At 61.7% G+C, this 24,265-nt stretch carries 14 protein-coding genes, 1 tRNA gene and 1 pseudogene; 6 read left to right on the forward strand and 10 right to left on the reverse strand.

Going from position 1 to position 24,265, the window contains the following annotated elements:
* Positions 1-325: 325 nt before the first annotated feature.
* On the reverse strand, positions 326-847 hold the full coding sequence (locus tag M3089_RS02600) for an LOG family protein (RefSeq protein ID WP_249081561.1): 522 nt from the start codon (positions 845-847) through the stop codon (positions 326-328).
* A gap of 166 nt (positions 848-1,013) precedes the next feature.
* Here M3089_RS02600 and M3089_RS02605 point away from each other — a divergent pair, with 166 nt between their 5' ends.
* The gene (locus M3089_RS02605; protein WP_249081563.1) at positions 1,014-2,879 is read left to right on the forward strand and encodes a DEAD/DEAH box helicase; all 1,866 of its coding nucleotides are present in this window, start codon (positions 1,014-1,016) and stop codon (positions 2,877-2,879) included.
* Between the two features lie 113 nt (positions 2,880-2,992).
* On the opposite strand, the gene M3089_RS02610 is transcribed toward M3089_RS02605, so the two are convergent.
* Positions 2,993-5,716, reverse strand: a complete 2,724-nt coding sequence (locus M3089_RS02610) for a hypothetical protein (RefSeq protein ID WP_249081565.1) — start codon at positions 5,714-5,716, stop codon at positions 2,993-2,995.
* Positions 5,717-6,470: 754 nt separating this feature from the next.
* On the opposite strand from M3089_RS02610, the gene M3089_RS02615 reads away from it, so the two are divergent.
* The 3 genes from M3089_RS02615 to M3089_RS02625 all read left to right on the forward strand — a co-directional run bounded on the left by M3089_RS02615 (position 6,471) and on the right by M3089_RS02625 (position 11,418).
* A complete protein-coding gene (locus M3089_RS02615; RefSeq protein ID WP_249081567.1) occupies positions 6,471-8,480 on the forward strand; it encodes a BCCT family transporter in 2,010 nt (669 codons plus the stop codon).
* Between the two features lie 276 nt (positions 8,481-8,756).
* The gene (locus M3089_RS02620; protein ID WP_249081569.1) at positions 8,757-9,398 is read left to right on the forward strand and encodes a leucine-rich repeat protein; all 642 of its coding nucleotides are present in this window, start codon (positions 8,757-8,759) and stop codon (positions 9,396-9,398) included.
* 10 nt (positions 9,399-9,408) lie between these two features.
* Positions 9,409-11,418 (forward strand): hypothetical protein, encoded by a 2,010-nt coding sequence (locus tag M3089_RS02625; RefSeq protein WP_249081571.1) that lies wholly within the window; start codon positions 9,409-9,411, stop codon positions 11,416-11,418.
* Between the two features lie 182 nt (positions 11,419-11,600).
* Here M3089_RS02625 and M3089_RS02630 read toward each other — a convergent pair whose 3' ends face one another.
* The 3 genes from M3089_RS02630 to M3089_RS02640 are packed head-to-tail and all read right to left on the reverse strand — an operon-like array spanning position 11,601 to position 15,978.
* Positions 11,601-12,392 carry a CPBP family intramembrane glutamic endopeptidase gene (locus M3089_RS02630; protein ID WP_205106762.1) on the reverse strand — a complete coding sequence of 264 codons (792 nt, stop codon included), beginning with the start codon at positions 12,390-12,392 and terminating at the stop codon, positions 11,601-11,603.
* 14 nt (positions 12,393-12,406) lie between these two features.
* Positions 12,407-13,396, reverse strand: coding sequence for a riboflavin biosynthesis protein RibF (ribF, locus tag M3089_RS02635; RefSeq protein ID WP_249081573.1), 990 nt, complete (start codon positions 13,394-13,396; stop codon positions 12,407-12,409).
* The gene (locus M3089_RS02640) at positions 13,393-15,978 is read right to left on the reverse strand and encodes a calcium-translocating P-type ATPase, PMCA-type (RefSeq protein ID WP_249081575.1); all 2,586 of its coding nucleotides are present in this window, start codon (positions 15,976-15,978) and stop codon (positions 13,393-13,395) included. The genes ribF and M3089_RS02640 overlap by 4 nt, the downstream gene beginning before the upstream one ends.
* 362 nt (positions 15,979-16,340) lie before the next feature.
* On the opposite strand from M3089_RS02640, the gene M3089_RS02645 reads away from it, so the two are divergent.
* Positions 16,341-16,417 (forward strand) — tRNA-Ile (locus M3089_RS02645).
* A gap of 466 nt (positions 16,418-16,883) precedes the next feature.
* On the opposite strand, the gene M3089_RS15890 is transcribed toward M3089_RS02645, so the two are convergent.
* Together M3089_RS15890 and M3089_RS15895 are read right to left on the reverse strand one after the other, a co-directional pair.
* Positions 16,884-17,138 carry a glycoside hydrolase family 95-like protein gene (locus tag M3089_RS15890; protein WP_394802239.1) on the reverse strand — a complete coding sequence of 85 codons (255 nt, stop codon included), beginning with the start codon at positions 17,136-17,138 and terminating at the stop codon, positions 16,884-16,886.
* A pseudogene (locus M3089_RS15895) lies at positions 17,139-18,914 on the reverse strand (glycosyl hydrolase family 95 catalytic domain-containing protein); the annotation flags it as partial.
* Positions 18,915-18,961: 47 nt separating this feature from the next.
* Here M3089_RS15895 and M3089_RS02665 point away from each other — a divergent pair.
* Positions 18,962-19,183, forward strand: a complete 222-nt coding sequence (locus M3089_RS02665) for a hypothetical protein (RefSeq protein WP_249081579.1) — start codon at positions 18,962-18,964, stop codon at positions 19,181-19,183.
* Here M3089_RS02665 and M3089_RS02670 read toward each other — a convergent pair.
* From M3089_RS02670 to M3089_RS02680, 3 genes are all read right to left on the reverse strand, one after another.
* Complete coding sequence (locus M3089_RS02670) at positions 19,144-19,830, reverse strand: GH116 family glycosyl-hydrolase (RefSeq protein WP_249081580.1); 687 nt, start codon at positions 19,828-19,830, stop codon at positions 19,144-19,146. The genes M3089_RS02665 and M3089_RS02670 overlap by 40 nt on opposite strands.
* On the reverse strand, positions 19,827-22,016 hold the full coding sequence (locus tag M3089_RS02675) for a hypothetical protein (RefSeq protein ID WP_249081581.1): 2,190 nt from the start codon (positions 22,014-22,016) through the stop codon (positions 19,827-19,829). The genes M3089_RS02670 and M3089_RS02675 overlap by 4 nt, the downstream gene beginning before the upstream one ends.
* 90 nt (positions 22,017-22,106) lie before the next feature.
* On the reverse strand, positions 22,107-24,068 hold the full coding sequence (locus tag M3089_RS02680; RefSeq protein ID WP_249081582.1) for an AraC family transcriptional regulator: 1,962 nt from the start codon (positions 24,066-24,068) through the stop codon (positions 22,107-22,109).
* Positions 24,069-24,265: the final 197 nt, after the last annotated feature.

A 24,265-nucleotide genomic window follows, 5' to 3' on the forward strand; every position in this document is an offset into this window, starting at 1 on the left:
AGGGGACAATGGCATTGACTATCTCTTCCCACTTTACCCATGCCCCCAGGGTGACGTGCTTCCAAAACTATTGTCTGAACTCCTGAACTCCTGAACTCACCAATATCCCCCAAAGCTATTGTCTTAACTCCTTTACTTCCTAACTCCTTAACTCCTAAAACAACTCCAGAACTCCCCAATATCCCCCAAAGCAATTGTCTTCTAACTCCCTGTAACTCCTTCTACCTTCCTCTACCTCCCTATAACTCCATTGTACACAAAAGCTATTGTCTGAACTCCTGTACTCCTGTCTCCTGAACTCCCAAATATCCCCCCCATTCGATGCTCATAGCGGCAGCTCCGACGCCGACGATGCCACCGTGATGTGGTTGCGCCAGCTGCCCCTGACGGCCCCGCGGGCCTCAAGGTCGTCGAGCATGGCGATGAGGCTGTCCCAGTAGCCCTTCAGGTTGTACAGGCATACAGTCTTCGAGTGGTAGCCGATGGTGGCGGCGGCCACCACGGTGAACACCTCGTCGAGTGTGCCAATGCCGCCCGGCAGGGCTATGAACACGTCGGAGCGCGCCATCATCAGCTCCTTGCGGTCGGTGAGGTCGGAGCATGGTATGTGTACATCCATGTGGGCGCTCGTGTGGCCCCGCTCCTCGACGCGCACCGGCACCACTCCCGTGACCCTCGCGCCGGCGCTGCGCGCGGCCCCAGCCACACACTCCATGAGCCCCATGTCGGTGCCGCCGAACACCAGCGAGTGGCCCCTCTGGCCAATGATTCGCCCCAACTCTTCGGCGGCACGGTAGAAGTCGGGGTCGAGCCCGGCGTTTGCCGAGCAGAAAACACAAATCTCCATAGTGCTGCAAAAGTAACAATTTTGGTCATGGCTGCAAAATAATTCAGCTTTTTTGTATAATGCTCGGTTATTTTCACTACCTTTGCAGCCGCAAGCGCCGCACGCCGTCGTCAGCAGTTGGGCTGGGGCATGGGGCGATAATACGTATTATTTTATTTTTTTTAGATTGAAGACATTTGAAGAATTGGGCGTCAGCGAAGAGATTCGCCGCGCCATCACGGAGCTGGGCTTTGAGAGCCCCATGCCCGTACAGGAAGAAGTAATCCCCTATTTGCTCGGCAACCGCAACGACGTAATCGCGCTGGCACAGACCGGCACGGGCAAGACAGCCGCCTTCGGCATACCCGTGCTGCAGCGCATAGACACACGGTGCCGCGACACCCAGGCGCTGGTGCTCAGCCCCACGCGCGAGCTTTGCCTGCAGATTGCAGACGACCTGAAAGACTTCTCCAAGTACATGGGAGGCGTCAACATCGTGCCCGTCTACGGCGGCACGTCGATAGAGAACCAGGTGCGCGCCCTGCGCCACGGCGCCCAGGTCATCGTGGCCACCCCCGGCCGCCTCATCGACCTCAAGAACCGCGGCGTGGCCAAGCTCGGCGGCGTGGGCAACGTGGTGCTCGACGAGGCCGACGAGATGCTCAACATGGGCTTCTCCGACAGCATCAACGAGATATTCGAGAGCCTGCCCGAAAACCGCAACACGCTGCTCTTCTCGGCCACTATGAGCCGCGAGGTGGAGAAGATAGCCAAGTCGTACCTGCGTGACCACAAGGAGATTGTGGTGGGCAGCCGCAACGAAGGCGCCGAGAACGTGAACCACGTCTACTACATGGTGAGCGCCAAGGACAAGTACCTGGCCCTGAAGCGCGTGGTAGACTACTACCCCCGCATATTCGCCATCATCTTCTGCCGCACGAAGCGCGAGACGCAGGAGGTGGCCGACAAGCTCATACGCGACGGCTACAACGCCGAGTCGCTGCACGGCGACCTCTCGCAGCAGCAGCGCGACCTTACGATGCAGAAGTTCCGCCAGCACCTCACCCAGCTGCTCGTGGCCACCGACGTGGCCGCCCGCGGCCTCGACGTTGACGACCTGACCCACGTCATCAACTTCGGCATGCCCGACGACATAGAGAGCTACACCCACCGCTCGGGCCGCACGGGCCGCGCCGGCAAGAAGGGCACCTCGATAGCCATAGTCCACTCGCGCGAGCGCAGCAAGATACGCGCCGTGGAGAAGCAGATAGGCAAGCAGTTTGTTGAGGGCAAGCTGCCCACGCCCCAGGAGATATGCACCAAGCAGCTCTACAAGGTGATGGACGAGATAGTGAAGGTAGACGTCAACGAGGAAGAGATAGCCCCGTTCATGGACGAGATAAACCGCCACTTCGAGTTCATCGACAAGGAAGACGTGATAAAGAAGATGGTGAGCCGCGAGTTCGGCCGCTTCCTGGCCTACTACGCCGACGCTCCCGAGATAGAGCAGTCGGCGGGCCGCGGCGAGAAGAAAGAGCGGCGCAGCGCCGAGCGCGGCGCCGGCGGACGGCGCAAGGCCGAGCAGGGCTACCGCCGCCTGTTCATCAACCTGGGCAAGGCCGACGGCTTCTACCCCGGCGAGGTGATGCAGTTTGTAAACCGCAACGTTGACGGCCGCCAGGAGGTGGGCCACATAGACCTTTACGACAAGTTCTCGTACATAGAGGTGCCCGAGCGCGACGCCGCCCGCGTGATGCGCGCCCTCGACGGCACCCGCTACCGCGGGCGCGACGTGCGCTGCAACGACGCCGACGACACCCAGGCCTCACAGTCGCGCGGCGGTCGCGGCGGCCGCGGCCAGGAGCGTGGCGGGGCCTTCGCCCGCTTTGACCGCAAGCCCAAGAAGCGGCGCGCCGAGCGCGGCGGCGGGGCCGATGGCGGCCGCCAGGACGACTGGCGCCAGTTTTTCCAGAACGACGGCGTGAGGCTCAAGGGCGACGAGCCCGACTTCTCCGAGGAGGGGTGGGCACGCCGCAAGCCACGCAAGAAGTGACACACGGGCACACGGAAGGGGGCCGGCACGCCGATGGCGCGCCGGCCCCCTTTGCCTTTCGCTCTTTAATTATTAATCTTAACCTTTCATTCTTAATTCTTTTCACTTACGCCTCACGGCCTGTAGACCACGGCCCGCCCGTCGTAGCTGATGCCCTCGGCCGAGATGGCAATCTGCTTGCACGACGAGTTGTTGTAGAGCTCTATCCGCGCCCGCCCGTCCTTGTCGGCCTTGACGGCGGGGTTCCAGTAGAGCGTGCGCCTGTGGTCGGCCATGGGCGGCATGAGGCTGTAGTCGGGCATCTGGAACGTCTCCACGCGGCTGTAGCCGTCGAAGTGGGTGTGGCGCAGCCCCTTGCTCTTGGCCGGGAACTCATGGTGTGAGTAGAGGAAGATGGTGACGGGGCTGTACCGCGCCAGTTCGGGCGCCTCGACATAGTTGCGCCATATATCCTCGTCTTCAGATATGTAGACGCTCTTGTACTCGTCGAGCCAGCGGGGCATCTCCTCGGACGTCTCGGCCCTGATGTTCACAATGTCAGCCGTGCTCACCCCCCGCGTCGACGTGCCCATGTAGAACGTGTTGTTGAGCACCCACACTATGGGCCTGTTCTTGTATGACATGCCGTCGCGCGTGAGGAAGCCCCTGTACTGGTCTTGGGCGCTCTCCGTCTGCATTTCTTCCATCTGGCTCACCTCCGTCTGCAGCTTCCCGCCCTCGTTGACCATCGAGAGCTGCTGCTCCACGGGCAGCTCCTGCGGCTCGGCCAGCCCGTAGCCCTCGTCGCCCTGGTCTACCTCGTTGCCTCCGAAGAACGGGTTTTTCTGTGCGAGCCACTCGAAGATGGTGGGCGTGTCATCGCCGGCGTCGTATATCTCGTCGGCGGCCCGGTCGCAGTCATACCTCACGTAAGCCTTGAACGCGCCTCGTTGCTCGTTTTCCCATCCGGCCCTCGCCTTCTCGAAGAGCCGCTTGCCCTTTACCTTCACCTCCCTTATCATGTGCACCCGGTCTTCCATCGACAGCTTCGTGGCCAGCGTGTCGAAGCCCGCCTCGGGCACCGCCAGCTGCCTGGCCTCGCCCATCGGCACAGGCTCGGTCTCGGCTGGCCACACCGGGCGCGGTGCCGGGGCGAAGTTGCGGTCGATGCCCACCCTGTAGTTCTTGGCCTTGCCCTCGGCGTTGGTGGTGTTGAGCAGCAGCGTGTACTCGCCCTCGCAGTCGGGCAGCCTGAAGGCATACATGCCGGCCGAGTCGGTGGTGGCCTTTCCGCCCATGGCCACCCCCTGCCTGTTGTAGAGCGTGGCCGTGAGCTTCACGCCGGCCGTCTTGTTGCGCCTGCTGGCCTGGTGCAGCTGCCCGAACAGGTAGAGCCCGTCTTCCATGGGCTGCCTCCTGACAAACTCCTTGCTGCCGGCCATCTGCGCCACGTCGTAGCGCCGCCACCCCTGCACCATCATGAGCAGGTCGGCGGCCCTGCGGTGCTCCTCGTCGTCGGCCTCAAGATAGTATTGCGGGTTGCGTATGTAGCCCTTGAGCTCCGACGACAGCAGCAGCCACGTGGCGGCGTCGGCGTCGGCCCCGTTGGCGTCGGCGGCCCTGTCGCGCACGGCCAGCGAGAACGTCACCCCCGGCTCCGTCTGCGCCTCGAGCGCCAGCTTGCCGCATGGCGCGAGCGAGCCCTCGGCCCTGAAGGCGATGGTGTCGACCCCCGCCTGCGGGCTCACGAACACCATGCGTTCGGCCACTATGTCTCCGTTGCGGTCTATCAGCGCCACCTGGCTCACCCCCGGTGCCATGTCGGGGCGGAAGAAGCGCCTGCGCGCCGTTCGCTCGCCAGGCATCAGGATGTCGGCCGCGTCGACGTTGCCCCCGTTGACGAGCACCATGGCCAGCGGTTCGTCGTAGCCCTTGGAGCGCGTCACGGCCACGTTGACATAGTCGCCCTCAATGGCCCCCACCGTGAGCACGCAGCCCTCGGACTCGGCCCCGGGCAGCTCAAACTCGTGCCACCGCCCGGCCGAGTCGGTGAGCGTTAGCGTGGCGCTGCCCTCGGCGGGCGTGTAGTCGAACACCCCTCGGCCCTCGCGCAGCGTCTCCACGACCACGCGCCTGCCGTCGGCCATGGTGAGCGTGCCCCCGGCCTGCAGCGGTTCGCCGCCGGGCCCGGTCACGTCGAAGGCCACCCGCGAGGGCAGTCCCATGACAAGGCGCCCGCCCTCGGGGAAGAAGCGCACCCGGGCCTTGCCGTCGCCGGCCTTGGCCCTGGCCGATGGCATTCGCTTGCGGTAGTCGTGGGCGGCCATGGTGGGCTCCGAGTAGTCGCCCTCGGCCTTTGGCGCCTCGAACACCGGCAGCACGCGCGAGAAGGCCCATGCGGCGTCCCAGTTGAGCATGTAGCGCGTGTAGGCCCTGATTTCGTAAAATCCCGAGGTGAGCAACTTGTCGAGCTTGAACGAGCCCGAGCCTCGGCCATGGTCGAGCTTCACCTTGCGCGTGGCCACCGTCTCGCCCGTTGGGTCGAGCAGGTCGACGTAGAGCACCCGGCTCATGTCTGTGAGGGCAGGGCGGTCGGCCCTGACCACATAGGCGCTGAACCACATCGTCTCGCCCCTGAAGTAGGCCGTGTTGTCGAGGTGTAGGTAGACCTTCTCTTGCGGGAAGAGGCGGTTGAATGTAGAGATGTTGCCGACAAAGCGCTCGAGGGTGGCTTTGGCCCCCGGCCCTGCGGCCACTGTAGTTGCGGTTGCCTGCGGCTGCTGTGCCCCGGCTGTTGCGCAGCAAAGCATGGCCGCCATGGCCATGCAGCATATCAGCGAAGTGTGTTTCATAATCATTGCGTATGGTTGTTAGGTTTTCGTCTTTGCCCCAGCCAAAGGCTTGGGTGCCACAAATATAGCCTTTTTTGCCGAAATGGCCAAGCCGGCGGGCCAAAAAAACATGTGAGTGTATGCAAGTAGCCAAGTAATTATAGGTAGCTGACGGTTGTTAGGCTTCCTCTTGCTGTAGCCCGGAGTCGGCAGACAGCGGTTTTAGCGGGTAATGCCTCTAACTCTTTCTTCCTCCAGCAAATGTCCTCTAACTCCCTCTTCCTCCCTCTTCCTTCTTCTACCTCCTGAAAAAGTCTTAACTCCAGCAAATGTCCTCTACCTCCTTCTTCCTTCTTCTAACTCCTTCTACCTCCTGAAAAAGTCTTAACTCCAGCAAATGTCCTCTACCTCCTTCTTCCTTCTTCTAACTCCTTCTAACTCCTGAAAAAGTCTTCTTCCTCCTCACATTTGGCAGCATGCGGATATTCATAAAGCTATCGCCGCGGGGCTGTGGGATGTGGCCGTTATGGTGTGGCTTTGTGCCTGTTTGTCGGCAGATGGCATGGTGGCGGCCCGTTTTCCGCATTTTTTCTGTATTTTTGCATAAAGCGTGCGGCAACCATGGCAGGGGCTGTGTTGTATGGCTGCCGCGCATTTTTCTCACCGAGAGCCTTCCGCCGCCGTTCCCTGCCCGCGGCCCGAGGCCGCCCCCGGCGCCACCCCTCTTGCGGTTTGCGCCAGCGCCCCTTTGGGGCATGGGGGTCAACCCATTATCGATGAAATGAACATACTGAAAGAAAAAACCACCTTCACACGGACCGTGGCCATTCCCGGCCTGCTGGTCCTGCTGGCCCTGTCGCTGCTGTGCGCCCTGTGGCCCGACCGCACCGAGCAGGCCCTGCTCGCAGTCCAGTCGTACGTATACCGCAAGTTCAGCTGGGTGTACACCATGCTCGTATCGCTCTTCTTCATCTTCCTGCTGGTGCTGGCCTTCGGCAAGGCCGGCAACATACGCCTCGGGCCCGACAACTCAAGGCCCCAGTACAGCTTCTTCTCATGGATAGCCATGCTCTTTGCCGCCGGCATGGGCATCGGTCTCATGTACTTCGGCGTGGCCGAGCCCATGTCGCACTACGTCCATCCGGCGCTGCCCACCGTGGCCAACCCCGCCAAGGAAGCCATGCTGGCCACGTTTTTCCACTGGGGGCTGCACGCCTGGGCCATCTTCGCTCTCATGGGGCTCATACTGGCCTACTTCTCCTTCCGCTACCGCCTGCCGCTGTCGATACGCAGCGGCCTCTACCCCCTGCTGGGCGAGCGCATAAAAGGTGTGGTAGGCAACGTCGCCGACACGTTTGCCCTGGTGAGCACCTTTTTCGGCATAGCCACGTCGATGGGCTTCGGCGTGGTGCAGCTCAACGCCGGGCTGGTGCACATAGGCCTGCTGGGCCACACGAGCTTCGCCCTGCAGTGCGCCATCATAGCCGCGGTGAGCGCCGTGGCCATACTCTCGGCCGTGGCGGGCGTGAGCCGTGGCGTGAGGCGGCTCAGCGAGGCCAACCTGTGCCTGGCCGTGCTGCTCATGGCCTTCGTGCTGCTGCTCGGGCCCACCACCTTCCTGCTGAGCGCCTTCAGCGAGAGCCTGGGCTACTATGTGCAGCGCCTTGCCGGCCTGACGTTCAACACGTTTGCCTTCGAGACCGACGGCCGGGGGTGGTTTACCAGCTGGACTGTCATGTTCTGGGCGTGGTGGATAAGCTGGGCCCCGTTTGTGGGGCTGTTCATAGCCCGCATATCGAAGGGTCGCACCATACGCGAGTACATAGTGGCCGTGCTGCTCGTGCCGTCGCTCTTTGTGTTCATGTGGATGACGGTGTTCGGCGCCGGGGCCATCCACATAGACAGCCACGTGGCCGGAGGGGCCCTCTCGGCCCTGGCCGACCAGCCCGACATACTGCTCTTCAGCTTCTTCGGCCAGTTTCCCATGGCCGGGGCGCTGTGTGTGCTGGGCATAGTCATGATAGCCGTGTTCTTCGTCACGTCGGCCGACTCGGGCATTCTCGTGATGAACAGCATATCGTCAGGCAACGCGCCCAACTCGCCCAAGTGGCAGAACGCCTTCTGGGGAGTGCTGCTGGCACTGATATCCATGGCGCTGCTATACGCCGGAGGGCTGCGCTCGCTGCAGACGATGACGCTCGTGATGGCGCTGCCCTTCGGCCTGATAATGCTGGTGCTGTGCTTCTGCCTGGTGAGGGCCCTGCACACCGACATGCTCTACCACAGCTCAAACCTGCCCTACGGCAGCCGCAACTGGGACGGCAGCCACTGGCGGGAGCGCCTGACGCAGATACTCACCTTCTCGCAGAAAACCGACATACAGCGCTTTTTCAGCCAGAAGGTGAGGCCGGCCTTCGCCGAGCTCGCCGCCGAGTTTGCCGGCCGGGGCATCGACGTGGAGGTGAACGAGGGGCGCCGCGGGGCCCTGTCGGTGGAGATTGTGATAAGGCACGAGAGGATATGGAACTTCAGGTATGGCGTGGCAGCCGAGCGGCGCAGCATATCGGAGTACCTTATCGACGAGGAGAACACGCCCGACGTGAGCACCAACAAGCAGTACATCCCGGTGACTTACTACAGCGACGGGCGTTCGGGCAACGACATTCAGTATCTGAGCCAGGAGGAGATAATTGCCGACGTGCTGCGAGAGTACGAGCGCTACATCAGTGCCGTGGCCGACGACAAGAAGGCCATGATGTATGTAGACAAGGGCGGGTATGCCATAAAGTGACGCGCCGGGATAAGCGGGCGGCCGTGGCGGGCCGGGCATGGCGGACAATGGAGTTCGCCATAGAAACAAAATGGGCGGGCGATGCGATTTTTTAAAAGTTAAAATCGGATAGTTTAACAAAGTGTAACGATGAAATGGCTATTTTTGTAGATGAAGATTTGGGGATCCTAGGTTGCCTAGGCGGCATAGGTTGCCTAGGAATCTTAGGCCTCTTAGGCCTCTTAGGAGGCCTGGGAGCCTTCGTAGACAGTAATAACCACATTAAACAAACAGTTTATGAAAAAGACGTTACTATTAGTTGCCTTGGGGGCGATGGCAGCCGCAGAGCTGCACGCCCAGGCCATTGTCAGGACAACCCGCGGGATTGGGGTTGTGCAGGCCCGTGAGTATTCGCCGGAAGGAATGCTGGACAATGCCATTCCCGACAACGCCTTTGCTGGCGCCGCATTGCTGAGGGAAATCATCCTGCCCGACAACATCACGTCGATAGGGGCGGGGGCCTTCAGCGGATGCGACAGGCTCGAGAGCGTGGTGATTTACAGCCTTGACATAGCCCACGTGGGCGAGGGGGCTTTCCCCGACCGCGACGGGCTTACCATCACCGTGCAGACGGACGGGGTGAAGGCCCGCGTTGAGGGCGACAGGGGCTTCAGCCACACCAAGGTGGTGGTGCTGCACCCCACGGGAGTGGCACAGGCGGGCGCCGGCAACATAGACCTGTCGGCAGGGCCCGGGGGCATGCTGACTGTAAGCAACGGCGGCCGAGAGGGCAGCGACGTCAGGGTCTACGACATGTCGGGACGGCTGGTGGCCGGCGGCACTGCCGTGGCCATGGGCGCATACGCAGTGAGGCTGGACGCTGGCACGTATGTGGTGACAGTGGGTGGAAAGCCGTATAAAATAACCGTAAAGCAATGAAAGGAGGACAATGATGGGCAAGGTATATTACAGAGTGCTCGTGGCCGTGGCAATGGCCATGGCGGCATTGCATGTCAGTGCACAGGAATTGATGGTGGCCACCGACCGGCCCGGTGAGCTGGAGGAGAAGGTGGGGGCCGTGGCCGACGGCATAAGCTCGTTGTCGGTGGAGGGCCTGATAGACTATTCAGACATCGACTACCTCAGGGCTCTGGCCACAGGCAAGAGCCTCGAGAGGATAAACATAAGCCAGGCTGTGGTGTCGTCGGGCAAAGCCACGGCGTTCCCGACGTTTGCCTCGTGGCCAGACACCGAGACCATCTGCCGCGGCATTGGGCAGATGCCTATGAGCGAGGTAGACTCGAGGGAGAAGCAGCTCGGCAGCAAGCGCATGCAGGACATCGAGGCTATATACGAGGGGATACTGAGCTACTACAACTCGTCGATAATGTTTTATGAGACCACCGACCCGCAGAACCCATACAGGTATTACCTGGTGGACATAGAGACAAAGGCGGTGAAGCTGGCCTCGCTGCTGTTCAGGCCGCTGACCTATGCCATCTACCCCATTGCCGACAGCTACGACTGGGGACTTAACAAAAACTTCGAGGAACTGGCCGCCGCCAACGGGTGGAAGGCGCTCGAGAGCGATGGCGACGTGTTTGTGTTCAACAAGGAAGGCATGCCCGTGCAGCTCGAGGTGACAGCCTGGAGGCACAGCGACGATAACGTTTACGCGCAGATGAAGTTTTTGCCCAAGGCCGAGGATGTGGCCTACGACCTGCAGAGCCCCGACCTGGATGCTTTTGGCGTGGCAGAGCCCGCCGCCCACATAAAGGCTTACGAAGAGGGCCTCGGCAACACGGTTGAGACCTACGGCGAGACGTCGGCCCTGGGCGAGAGCTTCGTGGTTAGGTTTGGCGACGGCACCCATGTGTCGCGAAAGTACCAGCTGGCGAAAGGCGACTACAGTCTGATGTCGATAGTGGAGGAGTTTGAGAAAGACAAGGAAGGCATACTGAGCCCCGACAACACGTCGTTCAGGAAGTTCCTGTCGGACAACGGCTTTGAAGACTCTGACAGCGAAAGCAACGTTTACTACAACAAGGCCAGGGAGATAAGGCTTGAAGTGAGGTCTGCCGACGACAACAACGGCAGGTATGCCACCATGACCTTCACCTCGACGCGCCTGTCGACGTCGGGCTACACCATGCCGCTGCTCAACTTTGAGGCCTCGGTGAGAGACGTGCTCGTATACGAGGGCAGGCGCGGCAGCAAGCGCGAGGAGGGCAGTTCGCTGGGCACTTACGTATTCACCTTCACAGGCAAGTCGGAGTTTGCCCGTGCCGTCTACGAGTTTGTGGGCGACAGGCTCACAGTGGTCAGGCAGTTTGCCTCGTCGAAGGACATATTGCTCACCGGCGAGTTTGCGGCCATGTTGCGCGATGCCGGTTTTGAGCAAGTTTCTTCCGACATGTTTGCCACCGTTTACCGCGACAAGGCAGGCAAGGTTGCGCTGACGGTGTTCACCGACAGCGGGCTGATGGAGTTTAAGAAAAACAAAGACGACGGCCCGGGCACCGGCGGCGGCCAGGTGTTTGAAAAAGACGAGAACGGCTACTTCCTGCCGCTGTTGTGCTTCAACGTTGACGACCCGATGACCGCCATCAACGCCTACGAGGAGTCGGCCGGCCACAAGGTGTCGGAATGGATGGACAACATGTTCACTGTTGACAAGGCCGAGCCCAAGAGGCCGCTGGTCGACATAGTATACGTGCTGACCGACGACAAGTCGATGCTCAGAGAGGTGATTGTAGGGTGCAGCGCCGACAACTTCAGCAAGGGCGACTTTGAGCAATTCATGGCATCAAAGGGCTTTGAGGCAATCGGCGGTGCCGACGGCATCTTTGTGGAGCAGAGGTATTACAACAAAGAGTTGAAGGTGCTCGCCCAGGTGGACATATCTATAGGCAGGAGGATAATTTTCAGCTATAACGAAGCTCCAGGAACGGGAGAGTGACTTGAGAATGGCTGGGAGGACTGGGAGGACTGGGAGGACTGGGAGGACTGAGAGAACCGGGAGAACTGGGAGGACTGGCCAATAAAATGCATGAGGGCCTGCGGGATTGTCCCGCAGGCCCTCATGCATTTTATTGGCGGCAGCAGCAGCCTGTTAAGCGATGAGGCTGCTGTGGCAGCGCGTCAGCGCTTCCATGTCGGGGTGGGGCTGCCGCCGGCTTTCTTCAGCCTGAGGTTGAGCTGGATGATGGCCGGCACGAGTATGCAGAGCGAGAAGCCCACGGCCATGAGCACCCGCGTCTGGCTGCCGCCGAAGATCTGTATTAGAGTGGCGTCGGGGGCGGGCAATACATTGTATAGCACATAGGCTATGGTGTTGTTGGCCCAGTGGAAGGCTACGCCCGGCACGAGGCTGTCGGTGCGGTAGTACATCCAGCCGAGCAGCAGGCCCACGAGCATGGCATGGGGCATCTGGGCCGGGTTGCCGTGGATGATGGCGAAGATGACGGCCGAGATGGCTATGGCCACCCAGTGGTTGCGCATGCCGCGGAGCAGCGAGCGCAGTATGGCACCGCGGAACACTATCTCTTCGGCCACTGGGGCGAGCAGGCCTATGGCCAGGTAGCCCCAGCGGTCGCCCATGAGCATGGAGAACTCGTCGAGCAGGTAGTTGGGCAGCTCGGGCATTTGCTCCTGGAGCCATGTGGACGGAATTACGGCGCCGACGGAGGCCACCACGCACCACGCCAGTGCCGTCCAGGGGCGGGAGCGCACGTAGCTGCGGGCTACCTCGCACCACCGCGCGAGCAGGAAGATGGCTATGGTGATGGCACTGAACAGGGTCATCGACACAACGAGCATCATAGTGGTTATGTCGGGTGAGCCGGTGACCATGCGCCACACTTCGCGCACGCCTATGCTGACGCCGCACTGTATGGCTATGAAAACTATTAGGTATATCAGAGCATTCTTCATTTTTTTCTTCTTTTTTATTTTTGGGAGTTATGGGAGGGCTGGGAGTTCTGGGAGTTCTGGGAGCTTTGGGAGGCTGCCAGGGCTTCGCGGGTGTGGCCTATGTCATGGCGGAGCTGTGATGCGAGCTCGGCCGGTGTGCGGAACTTGCGCTCGTCGCGCAGCCTTTTGACGAAGGCTATGCCTATGCGGCGCCCGTAGAGGTCGGCCGAGTAGTCGAGCACGTGGGCTTCGATGGTGGTGGCGGTGCCGTCGAACGTTGGGCAGGTGCCGATGTTGAGCATTGCCGGCAACGGGCGCTCCTCGCCCTCGATGGAGGCCTCTACGGCATAGACGCCCGCCGCTGGCACCAGCTTGAGGGGGTCGTCGGGCACTATGTTGGCCGTGGGGAACCCAAGCGACGTGCCAACATGCCGCCCGTGGGCCACGGTGCCGCTCACGGTGTAGTGGTAGCCCAGGCAGCGGGAGGCCATGTCGACCTCGCCGGCCAGCAGCAGCGAGCGCACCACCGACGAGCTTACGCGCACGCCCCCCACCTCGAGGGGCTGCCACTGCTCAACGTCGATGCCCACGGCGCGGCCGTAGCGGCGGTAGTCGTCGAAGCCTTCGGCGCGGTCGTGGCCGAAGCGGTTGTCGTAGCCTATTACCAGGTGGCGCACGTTGAGTTGCCCGAGCAGCACGTCTTCGATGAACTGCCTGGCCGGCAGCGCGGCCATGCGCGAGTCGAAATGTAGCACGAAGCACCGCGCGGCGCCCGTCTGCCCGAGCAGCGCCAGCTTCTCGGCCGGCGTGCTGAGCAGGGCGGGGCGGTAGTCGGAGTGCAGCACCTGGCGCGGGTGGTTGTCGAATGTGACCACGGCAGGCTCAAGCCCCTTGGCCCCAGCCACGTCGATGACGTGGGATATGAGGTAGCGGTGGCCCCGGTGCACACCGTCGAAGAACCCTATCGTGGCGGCGCAGGGGGGCGGCAGCGGTGTGCCGGGGGTGAGAAACGTGGTTTGCATCATGGCCTGTGCTTCAGTCGTGACACGGCGCGCATCAGCTCGCCAATGATCATCACGGGCGAGGTGCACAGTATGATCCATCCCCATGTCTCGGCCGTGAGCGGCTCGGTGCGGAACATCCTGCCGCCGTATGTCACAATGATCCACTGGCCCACGAGTATGATGAGCAGCACTATCATGAGCCCTTTGTCTTCAAAGAAACCGTGGAAGGCCGAGTGGCTCGAGCCGAGCGACTTGGCGTTGAACAGGTTCCACCACTGCAGCATGACAAACACGGTGAAGAACACCGTGAGCTGGCCTACGGTGACCTCGCCCCGGCCGTTGAACCATACCAACATGCCGAGCAGGGCGGCGAAGAACAGTATGCCCACAGAGCAGATGGCCCACGCCATGTGGGGGTTGATGATGAAGTCGGACTGCTTGCGGGGCTTCTCGTCCATCACCTCGTGCGACGGCGGCAGCGATGCCAGCGCCATGGCGGCGAAGGTGTCCATGATGAGGTTGACCCACAGTATCTGGGTGATGGTCAGCGGCAGCTCGGTGCCGGCAATGGAGCCTCCGAGCACGAGCAGCAGCGCCGTGACGTTGACCACGAGCTGGAAGAAGATGAACCGCTGTATGTTCTTGTACAGCGAGCGGCCCCACTCGACGGCGCGCACGATGCTGCCGAAGGAGTCGTCGATGAGAGTCATGTCGCTGGCGTTCTTGGCCACGCTCGTGCCCGAGCCGAGCGACAGGCCCACGTGGGCGTGGTTGAGCGCCGGGGCGTCGTTGGTGCCGTCGCCCGTGACAGCCACCACCTCGCCGCGCTTCTGCAGCAGGTTGACCAGCCGTTGCTTGTCTGTAGGCCTGGCACGGCTCATCACCCGCAACACATGGGCGCGCTCGTAGGCCTCGTCGTCGCCCAGTGCCTCAAACTCAGGGCCTGTTATCTGCGCCTCGGCCGGCGTGGCGTCGTCCCACGCGCCTATCTGGCGCGCAATCTCGATGGCCGTGGCCGACGTGTCGCCGGTGACAATCTTCACGTCTATTCCTGCCTTGCGACACTGGCGCACGGCGTCGGGCACCTCGGTGCGCAGCGGGTCGCTGATGGCAGCCACGCCCTGCAGCGCCAGGTGGGCGTCGGCCGGCGAGAGCTCAACCCTGTCGACAGAGGCGTCAAGGGGCTTGCAGGCGAAGGCCAGCGTGCGCATGGCCTTGTTCTGGTAGCCCAGCAGCCGCTCGCGGAGGGCGGCGCGGTCGGCCTCGCCCATGTCGCAGTAGCGGGCCACAATCTCGGGGGCGCCCTTCATGAACAGGTAGCGGCGGCCCTGCACCTCGGCTATGGTGGCCATATACTTGCGCTCGGTAGAGAACGGCAGCTGCCACACCACGCCGTTTTCAGAGCGCAGCCGGCGGTAGTCGTGGCCCTCGCGGTGCATCCACAGCAGCAGCGCGCCCTCCGTGGGGTTGCCTATGGGCTTGTCGCCGTCGAGCTCGGCCGTCGAGTTGGCGGCGATGGCAGCGCGCAGCAGGCCGGCGTCGGCACCCTCGGCCCACATCTCCTGCACCTGCATCTTGTTCTGCGTGAGCGTGCCCGTCTTGTCGGTGCAAATCACGGTCACAGCCCCCATCGTCTCGCAGGCATGCAGCTTGCGCACCAGGTTGTTGCTCTTGAGCATGCGCCTCATGTTTAGCGCCAGGGCCAGCGTGACGGCCATGGGCAGTCCCTCGGGCACGGCCATGACAATGAGCGTTACAGACACCATGAAATAGCGCAGCACGGTCTCGGCCATGCGCAGGTAGTCGTCGGTGTGCCACAGGCTGTTGGTCATGATGTCGTGGCCCAGGAATATTACAAAGGCAGCCACGGCCACTCCCGTGCCCACCTTGCTGATGAGCTTGGCCAGCCGGTCGAGCTGCATGTTAAGCGGCGTCTTCACCGACGTCATCTCAGTCGACTTGCGAGCCACCTTGCCAATCTCCGTGGCGTCGCCAACGGCCGTGACCACCATGCGCCCGCTGCCGTTCATCACCATCGTTGAGCGCAGGGCCATGTTGGAAGGGTAGGTGGCGCCGTCGTTGCGCACGTCGGTAAACTTCGAGATGATGGGCTCGCCCGTCAGCGCCGACTCGTCGATCTGAAGGTCGGTGGCCTCGAACAGGGTGCCGTCGGCCGGCACCTCGTCGCCCACGCCGAGCAACACCACGTCGCCCACCACAACCTCGCGCCGGCCAACCTCCTGCACCTTGCCGTCGCGCACCACCTTCACCGGCGACTCCTCGCCGATGGCCGTGAGCACGTCGAACTTCTTGGCGGCGTCGCGCTCAAAGTAAAAGCCGATGGTGGTGGCCAGGAAGATGGCCAGGAAGATGCCGATCACCTCGACAAACTCGTTCTCGATGATGGCCAGGGCCAGCGACACGGCCGCGGCCACGAGCAGCACCTTGATGATGGGGTCGTTGTATTTCTCCAGGTAGAGCTTCCACAGCGGTGTGCGCTTGGGAGGCGTGAGAACGTTCTCACCATGCGCGCGGCGGCTCTCCTCGGCCTGTGCCGACGATAGCCCGCGCCTGACGTTTTCCGTGATACTTTCTTTTTCCATTTATTGATATTGAGTGTTTGGTTTCTTTTTTCTTATCATGCGGCGGCCGCGCCCGCTACGGCCGCGCCCGACAGCGCCGCAACCCGCTGGCAACCGCCGCCGACAGGTACGGACATCAATCGTACATGCCCACCGCAACGTTCCTGCATGCCCGCCGCGGCGCTTTGGCTAGCCCGGCCGACAAGGCCGCCGACGGCCCGCAAACGGCCCGCAAACGGCCAAATGATGGGCAAAGTTAGTTAAAAAAGGCCATACACCTAATATAAAGGCATCATATTTTAAAACTTTTTGCAAAAAACATTTGGTTATTTGATTTATTAAGTGTACCTTTGCATCCGAAATCAGAGCTAATCTGTTTCACCGGGCTTTTAGCTCAGTTGGTTAGAGCAACAGACTCATAATCTGGAGGTCCCAGGTTCAAGCCCTGGATGGCCCACCAAAAGGAAAGGCAGTTACAGATGTTGTAACTGCTTTTTTCATACCTTCTGTTAACATCATGCAAATACCGATTGAATTTTGTTTTGTGTTTCGCCTGTTGGTTGACGCTCGGCGCTATACAGAGCCCCGGCGGCAGGGCAATGGTGTATCACCCTGCCATGCTGCACAGTGAAATCCTGACGGCCGACCGGGGGGAACTTGGAATAGGGCTGGCCGATGGAATATTACTAAGACGGGAGCACTCTTGCCTCGTTGCATGCCACGGGGCGTCCATTCCCTTATGTAATGTGGCAGACGCCGGGCTTTGGCGAGACCTGGCATAGAACATGATGGATGGGGGAGTTTACGGCAAACGCCCCCATCCTTAAAAGATCTCTTGCGTGCAGACCGGCCAAGCCTGCATGTGCTTCGGCAGGCGTGCCCGATGCCGGCGGCGTGGCCGCCGGGCGTGCGCCATGGTGAGCGTGCTACAGGGCCAGCGTGGTTGGCTTGCCTTTCTTCAGCCTGACGTTTTTCACGTGCTTCCCGTAGATGGTGACAGACACTTTCTGCGTGTCATCCGCCCGGATCGTGACGGTAGTCTTGCTGCCGTCCCATCTGAGTTCCTCCATTATAATGCCGCCACGCAGGGCCATGCCCTTTATGCTGCCCCGACGCCACGACGAGGGCTTGGCCGGGAAGATGTCGATGCGGCCCGGCTCGCTGTAGCACAGCATCTTCATCACAAGAGAGGGGTAGCCGCCCGATATGTCGCAGTTGAATATGTTGTGCGGGTCGTGGGTTGAGAACATGTTGTCGAGGAAATAGTTGTCTCCAAGCCATCCCAGCATCTCCTCGCAGCGGTCGGCCTGCCCGAGGGCGGCGGCGGAGAAGGCCAGCTGGCAGATGCCGAACGCCATGACCCCGGTGTTCTCCTTGCGGCGGAAGTCCATGCGTCGGTCGATGGCCTTGAGCGCGCCCTGCCTCAACTCGCGCGACTGCATGATCTCCGGGTCGTGCAGGTCGTAGAGCCCCATCAGGTGTGAGGCGTGGCGGTGCTCATGGTTGTCTTCCATGTCGGCCCACAGCCATTCGCGAAACTCCCCGTCGGCGTTGTTGCCGTAGGCCGGCATCTTGTCGAGCATGGTCTGCTATGCCGGTATCCGGTCGCTGTTTGCGCCGAGCGTCCGGCTGGCCTCTATGACGGCCCTCAGCAGGGCCTTGATGGCAGCGATGTCCATCGTGGCATTGATGCATGCCTGCATCTTGTAGTTCTTAGGGTGGTTCTCCGGCGAGTACGACGGGTTGACGATGTACTTGCCGTCGGCCCCCTCCGTGAGGAAGTCTTCGAAGAACGCCACCGACTCTTCCATGAACGGCAGCGCGCGCCGCCGCAGGAACTCACGGTCGCGGGTGTAGAGGTAATAGTCCCAGTAGAACATTGAGTACCACGGTGCCCCTGCCACCCAGAAGGTCATGGGCCATGTCTTGTCGAACTGGCAGTCGAGGCCGTGGGTGTAGAAGTGTGATGGTATGTGGATGCCTCGGCAGTTGAACAGCACGCGGGCGTTGGTGCGGAAGTCGTCCATGTGGGCCTAAAGCTGGTTGAATAGCGAGAGCATCAGCTCCGGCGTGTTGGCCTGCAGCATGTGGGATATGGCCACGGGCAGGTTGCCGTTGGCGGTGAAGTCGCCCGCCCAGTTGGGCGTCATCTTTGCTCCCCAGATGCCTTGCAGGCAGGGGGCATGCAGCCCTGTGGCAGAGAGCACGTTGTAGCGTGCCGCGTTGAACAGCCGCTCTATGAGGGCGAGGCTGCGTCCTCCCTTGGCCAGCAGTTGCTCGCTGCTGAGACTGCGGTCTTCGGCCGGTGCGCCAAGGTCTATCTTGACTCGGTCGTACAGAGGCTGGTGCCTGGCCACGTGCCTTTCGAGCAGGAGGCCGTAGCCGCCGAGCGAGTCGAGCGATGCCACCATGGCCGTGTAGGCCGGCTTTGAGAAATCGCGGGTCGGTTCCACGCGCGCAAGGAGCAACACCTCGGTGGCACCCGTTATTTCCAAGCCGCCGGCGCCGGGGCGCACGCTGCCGTCGCACTCGGCTATGCGCACGGCGGCCTTGTCGTCCTCGCCCGTCTCGGCCGACAGCTCCGCCATTATCCTGTAGGCCACGGCGGATATGTTGGCGTTGTACGGGTCGGGGTTGCCCCCGGCGTCGTAAGAGTTTTCCGACCCGTCGAAGGTCAGCGGATACTCCTTGTTGCCCAGCAGCTCCACCTGAGCCTTTATCCTGTCGGCGGCCCGCTTCATGTTGGGCCACAGCCTGAGGAAGCTCTCGCGGTCGCCCGTGGTGCGGTAAGCCTCGTATACAGAGATGATGAAGCCACAGTTCAGGTCGACCCACTTCTGTATGTCGCGGTAGTCGCGGTGCTCGGTGTCGTCCCAAGCCACGAGCGCCGACCGCTTCTCCCTTTCGCTGCCCACGTCCATGAGGTTCATGTCGTGGTGAATCTGCCCGTTCTTCATCTGCGTGCGCGCCCAATACTCCAGTTCGCGCCAGCCACATCTGGTCCATGGTGCCGAAGCACGTCCACTGCCCTTCGGCAAAGGCCACGCGCCCGTCACGCTTGTACATCGAGTTGATGACTATTGCCGACAGCGTGTTCGCCACCTGGTTTTGCAGCCAGTGGGGCAGCGAGGAGCTGCGCATGCCGTCGGCCAGCCTGACGGCGTTGTGCTTCAGTCGCGAGAAAACCTACAGCCCGCGCTTGGCTATCGGCTGCGGCGAGGCGTAAAGGTTCTTGTAGTGGGCCAGCTCGGGGTCGGTGTGGTCATACCACGCAACAACAAACCGTGCCGTAGCCGTGCCGCCCTTCCTTATTGTCTTCTCGCCGGTGCAGTCGGAGGCCACGGCCCATGTCTTCACGTATTCCGGGAACACAAACCGCAGCGACACCTTTGCATCGCGGTCGCCGCTGTTGGCCATGGAAATCTCGTAGAAGGCATAGGGCAGGCTCATGTTGTCGTAGTCTTTGTTGTCGAAAGGCGAGAAGGCCGTCATCGTGGCCTCTATGCCGTCGATGCATCCGAAGTTGACGCGGTGGGTAGGCCACAGCGCGTCGTCGTCGGTACGGCCGTCGGCAGTCTTGGCCCCCTTGAGCACCGTTGTACGGCCGTCTACCGTCATCTCTATGCGTGCGCCCTTCACCGGCTTGAAGTCATAGGCGTCGGCCGGGGGCTTCAGCATGGCGGCAAACGTGCCGTCGTTGGCGTTGTACTTTATGCCTCCGGCCCCGAAGCCGCCCAGCGGCGTGCCAGTGGTGCCGTTCACCTTCAGTTCGTCGAAGTCGTAGAAAGCCTTGCCGAGGCCCGTCACGCCGTTGCCTGCGGCCAATAGCGCTGCCTGTAGCAGCACGATTGCCAAAGCCAGTGTCTTTCTCATCTGATTACCTTTTTGCCGTTTACAATTACAATGCCCTTGGCGTCGGGCGACACTCGCCGGCCCGCCAGGTCGTAGTGTTGAGGCTCTGTGGCGCTGTTTGGCTGTGAGAGTGCCGGCGGCATTATGGCGTTGGTGCCGCCCTCGGCATTAAGCCCTAAGGACACGTTGGCAAGCCCTATGCCCTTGCCCGGGGCGTAGTTGTACAGGTAGAAGCGCAGAGTAGACACTCCGGCGGTGTGCTCGCGTTTCACTTCCGACAGTTCTATCGTGTGCTTCTTGTATTCCTCCGAGTTGTCGTTGCGCACAGGCTTGATGCCTTCGGCAAGCGTTGTCTCGGTGCCGTTCCCGTCAATCCACGCAATGTCGATGGCCGTGCCACCGGTGCCGATGCGTATGGCGTCGAACGTGATGCTTGACGGCACTATGCTTGTCCCGTAGCGTGGCCTCACCGCATAGTCTACATACGCCGCGTCGCTGGGCGTCTTGCTCTCTTCTGCGGGTGTGAATGTGGTGAACGTTATGTTGTTGTATGTAGTTGTCTTGCTGCTGTATTCCAAGCCTTCGCCCTTGGTGTAGGTAGCCTCTGCCACGTTGCCGTTGCCCGATATGCTGGCTGCCTGCGCGTCGCTGTTGCTGCCCATGGGCCATGTCACGGAGTCGGTGGTGGCGTAGTCGTATGTGGTGTATGGCTCGCCCGGCACGCCCATAAGCTCGGAGCCCTCGTATTGGCCCTCGGTGATGTCGGCCACGAGGCTGGCCAGGTATACGTCAAGCATGGTGTAGCCGTCGTTGCCGCGGCGGTTGCCGTCGTCGGCGTTGTCGGGGTCGAGTCCGTGCTCCTGCTCCCACGCGTCAGGCATTCCGTCGCCATCGGTGTCTTGCGGCGCCTCGGCCTGTTCCAGCTCGGGCCATGGATTCCAGTCGTCGGCGGCATCGTCGGGCCTAAGGTCTTCCACCGTGTCTATCAGTCCGGGCAGCCCTCCCTTCGAGCCCCTGAAGAGGGCCGTGCCCGTGGCAGCCTCCTCGATGATGCGTGCGTCGTACGAGTCGCGGCTCTTGCTGCACCCCACATACCGCAGCACCTTGTCGTAGGCCATGTCGGCCGTGTGCTGGTGGAACTCGGGTATCTGCCCCATGGCGGTGTAGCTCTTCAGGTCGGCGGCCGTCACCATGCCGTTTTCCATGCTGCTGTTGCCTTTGAAGGAAACGCCAAGCCAGTTGTCGGCCGTCACGTTGCCGTTGCCAGTCACCACGTTGCCGTCAAGGTAGTATTTGCCCCAGATGGCCGTCACGCCATTGCTGTGGGTGGCATATCCCGGTGAGATGAGCTTGTTGCGGCACGATGCCGTCTCGGTGGCCGGCCCCCACTTGTAATAGTTGTTCACGAGGTTTATGTGCATGCCCTCGGCGCCGTAGCACCCGTTGCCCGCATAGTTGTAGTTCACGCAGTTGCGCATGTCAACCATGTGCAGGTCGGGCCGGTCGTTGTGGTCGCCAGTGCCGAAGCGTGGCGTGCGCGAGCCGTGGTGCGCCAGCATGTTGTGGTAGAACGACGCGCCCAGTCCGCCCCAAATGGCTCCATAGCCGTGGGTGCCCTTGGAGTGCAGGCTCTCGCGCAGGCTCTCGGTGACGAGGCACCACTGCATGGTGAAGTTGGTGTTGGCGTAGAACGAGCAGCACTCGTCGGTTGACCAGCTTATGGAGCAATGGTCTATGATGACGTCGGTCATGAAACGCCCGCCGAGGGCATCGGCGCCGTCGGCCTCGTCGGCGTTGAGTTTGCGGTCGCCCATGCGGAAGCGCATGTACCGTATTATCACCTGGCTGCCTGAGACGCTGACGGGGTAGTCGGCTATGCAGATGCCGTCGCCGGGGGCCGACTGCCCTGCTATGGTTATGTTGCTCGCCGAGATGTTGAGCGGTGAGTTGAGGTGAATGGTGCCCGACACCTTGAACATTATCACGGCCTTGCTGAGCCTGGTCACGCCATAGCGCAGGGTGCCCTGCTCGTCGGAGTCGTCGAGGGTGGTCACGTAGTATACCGTGCCGCCGCGGCCGCCCTGCGTGTAGCGTCCGTAGCCGTCGGCTCCCGGGAATGCGGGCACCTGTGCCGAGGAATTGATGTTGAAGAAAGAAGAAAGTACGGCCAGCACCACGGCCACCTTTCTGATGCAGGTTGCTTCCATTGCAGTTGATTTTGATTTGGTTTTTGTGCAATGTTAGGCAAACCCCGGCACATAGAGGTGGAAAATAGCAACAGAAAAGGTGGAAAATGATTACTTTCCACCCTTTTCGCGCTGATTTTCCACATATTGCGTAGGTGTCATGCCCTTAGTCTTCTTGAACACCTTCGCAAAATATTTGGGGTCGTTGAACCCCGTTTGCCACGCAACCTCCTTGACCCTTCTCTCGCCGGCGTCAAAGAGTTGGCAGGCGCGCTCCATCCTCATACGTTGCAGCAGGGCGGCAGGCGTGGCGCCCAGTGTCTCGCTGCAGCGCTGGAACAGCATGTTGCGCGTCATGTTCATACTCGAGGCTATGCTGTCGATGTCGGCATCGGCGTCGGCAATGACAGAGTTGAGCACGCTGTTCAACCGAGCCACGAACGCCGTGTCTGCACCCACGACCTCGGGCTTGCCCGGGGCCACGCCATACCGCTGCGGGGCGGCCTTGGCCTTCTTGCGGCTCTTGCAGGCCAGGGCTGCGCCAAGGGCGGTGGCCACGGCCGCTGCCACGGCTATGGCGCCATGCCATGGTTTGGTTCCCCCGCCATCATCCCTTGCCTCGACATACCGGTCGATGGCTTTGACGTCTACCTCCATCATGCCGGGGATGGCGCCCACATACAGCAGGCTGTCTTGGAAGATGCAGCATTGCGACTCGCTGAAGGTCAGATTCTCGCCGAAGTCGGCCGCGCCAAACACATCGAGCCTGTCTTCGCCGAAGGAGTAGCGCATCAGCTTGTCGTCGGTGACCATCCACAGTGAGCTGTCGGGGCCCCATGCCATGTTCAGCGCATAGCTGTCGATGGCGCGCAAGGCCTTTGGCAGCCCGAGGCTCTTGCCGTGGCTTTGGCGCATCATCCCGTGCCCGTTTGTCGACAGGAGAATGGTGCCGTCGGGCAGCTCGGCGGCGCAGATCACGTTGTGCCTCTCGCTCGGCCGGCTGACAACGCCCAGCCCGGGCGTGCATATCCAGAAGCCGCGCGACGTGCAGACGGCTATGTTGCCGTTGCGCAGCAGGCTGAGCGAGTGCACCATGGCGCTGTCGGCCGCGTGGGCCTTCACCCGGGGCCTCTGCCTGTCGGCAATGTCCAGGGCCCAGAGCCCGTTGTCGCGTGTGCCCACGTAGAGCGTGGTGCCTACCCGCAGCAGTGTGAAGACCTGGCTCAGCGGGGCCATACCTGTCTCCGTGTGGTAGGTTACGCGGCCGTCGGGCGCCACGTGGCACAGGCCCGACGCGCGCAGGCCGGCCCACAGGCCTCCCCGCGGGTCGGCCGCTATGCCATACACGTCGTCGTTGAGCCTGAGCGGCGCCTCGGTGAGCCCGTAGAGCATGCTGTCCTTGCCGCCCGCCACCAGCCGTCCCCGGCTGTCGGTGGCAATGGCGCGCACCGTGGCCCGGAACGGCATGGCGGCCTTGCCGTCCCAGAAGCCCGCATAGCAGAACGGCGATGGCGTGAACGTGAGGTGGTATACGGCATTGTTGAAGTTGAGCCAGACGCCACCGCGCGAGTCTTCGTAATGCACCCTGAGGCGATGGCCCTCGTTCGACGTCTTGCCGAAGGGAATGCGGTAGCAGGCGCCGCGGCGTTCGATGGCAAGCCCGTCGTCGTCGACAGTATAGCGGCAGGTCTCTGCCCTGGCGGCAGGCCTGTCGGGCGCAGAGCGGCATTCAGACACCGTGAGGCTCTTGGTGTCGAGCGTCATTCGCTTGCCGTCCTCGTTGACGTAGGTCACGTTGCCGTCGGGGGTGGGCCTGAGGTCTTTTACCCTGCCTATGCGCAGTCCGTTGCGGTCTGAGCGTATGCCCTCCGTCTTGCCGTTGCCACAGCGCATCAGCCCGTTCCAGGTGCCTATCCACACCTGCCCGTCGGGCGTCTCGCAGATGCTGTTCACGTGGCTGTGGGTCAAGCCGTCGGCGCTGGTGATGCGCCTGGCGTGCATCCGGTCGCGCGCAACCGACAGGCATGCCTGCATGACGATGATGCAAAATATGATTGATGTCCTTGCAAACATACTTCTTTACGTATTGAAACCGTTGGTGCAGCAAGCCAATGGCTCCGCCATGCCTTCCGTTGGTGGCGTCGGGGTTGGTGCCCGCTGCGGGCGGCCGCCCAAGGCGTTGGCCTGCGGCCTGGGCTTCGCCGCGTGGCGTAAAGTCAGGGCGGGGGATGTGCTTCCGCTTCATTTTCCTTTTGTACGGGCTGCGGCCA

This window comes from Marseilla massiliensis (genome assembly GCF_023336985.1).
GTDB classification, from domain to species: domain Bacteria; phylum Bacteroidota; class Bacteroidia; order Bacteroidales; family Bacteroidaceae; genus Prevotella; species Prevotella intestinigallinarum.

Excerpts from the sequence above, each read along its gene's own strand:
- M3089_RS02600 (WP_249081561.1), bottom strand. The coding sequence starts at position 847 with ATGGAGATTTGTGTTTTCTGCTCGGCAAACGCCGGGCTCGACCCCGAC.
- M3089_RS02610 (WP_249081565.1), bottom strand. The coding sequence starts at position 5,716 with ATGATTATGAAACACACTTCGCTGATATGCTGCATGGCCATGGCGGCC.
- M3089_RS02615 (WP_249081567.1), top strand. The coding sequence starts at position 6,471 with ATGAACATACTGAAAGAAAAAACCACCTTCACACGGACCGTGGCCATT.
- M3089_RS02620 (WP_249081569.1), top strand. The coding sequence starts at position 8,757 with ATGAAAAAGACGTTACTATTAGTTGCCTTGGGGGCGATGGCAGCCGCA.
- M3089_RS02625 (WP_249081571.1), top strand. The coding sequence starts at position 9,409 with ATGATGGGCAAGGTATATTACAGAGTGCTCGTGGCCGTGGCAATGGCC.
- M3089_RS02630 (WP_205106762.1), bottom strand. The coding sequence starts at position 12,392 with ATGAAGAATGCTCTGATATACCTAATAGTTTTCATAGCCATACAGTGC.
- ribF (WP_249081573.1), bottom strand. The coding sequence starts at position 13,396 with ATGATGCAAACCACGTTTCTCACCCCCGGCACACCGCTGCCGCCCCCC.
- M3089_RS02640 (WP_249081575.1), bottom strand. The coding sequence starts at position 15,978 with ATGGAAAAAGAAAGTATCACGGAAAACGTCAGGCGCGGGCTATCGTCG.
- M3089_RS15890 (WP_394802239.1), bottom strand. The coding sequence starts at position 17,138 with ATGAAGATGCTGTGCTACAGCGAGCCGGGCCGCATCGACATCTTCCCG.
- M3089_RS02665 (WP_249081579.1), top strand. The coding sequence starts at position 18,962 with ATGGTGCCGAAGCACGTCCACTGCCCTTCGGCAAAGGCCACGCGCCCG.
- M3089_RS02670 (WP_249081580.1), bottom strand. The coding sequence starts at position 19,830 with ATGAGAAAGACACTGGCTTTGGCAATCGTGCTGCTACAGGCAGCGCTA.
- M3089_RS02675 (WP_249081581.1), bottom strand. The coding sequence starts at position 22,016 with ATGGAAGCAACCTGCATCAGAAAGGTGGCCGTGGTGCTGGCCGTACTT.
- M3089_RS02680 (WP_249081582.1), bottom strand. The coding sequence starts at position 24,068 with ATGTTTGCAAGGACATCAATCATATTTTGCATCATCGTCATGCAGGCA.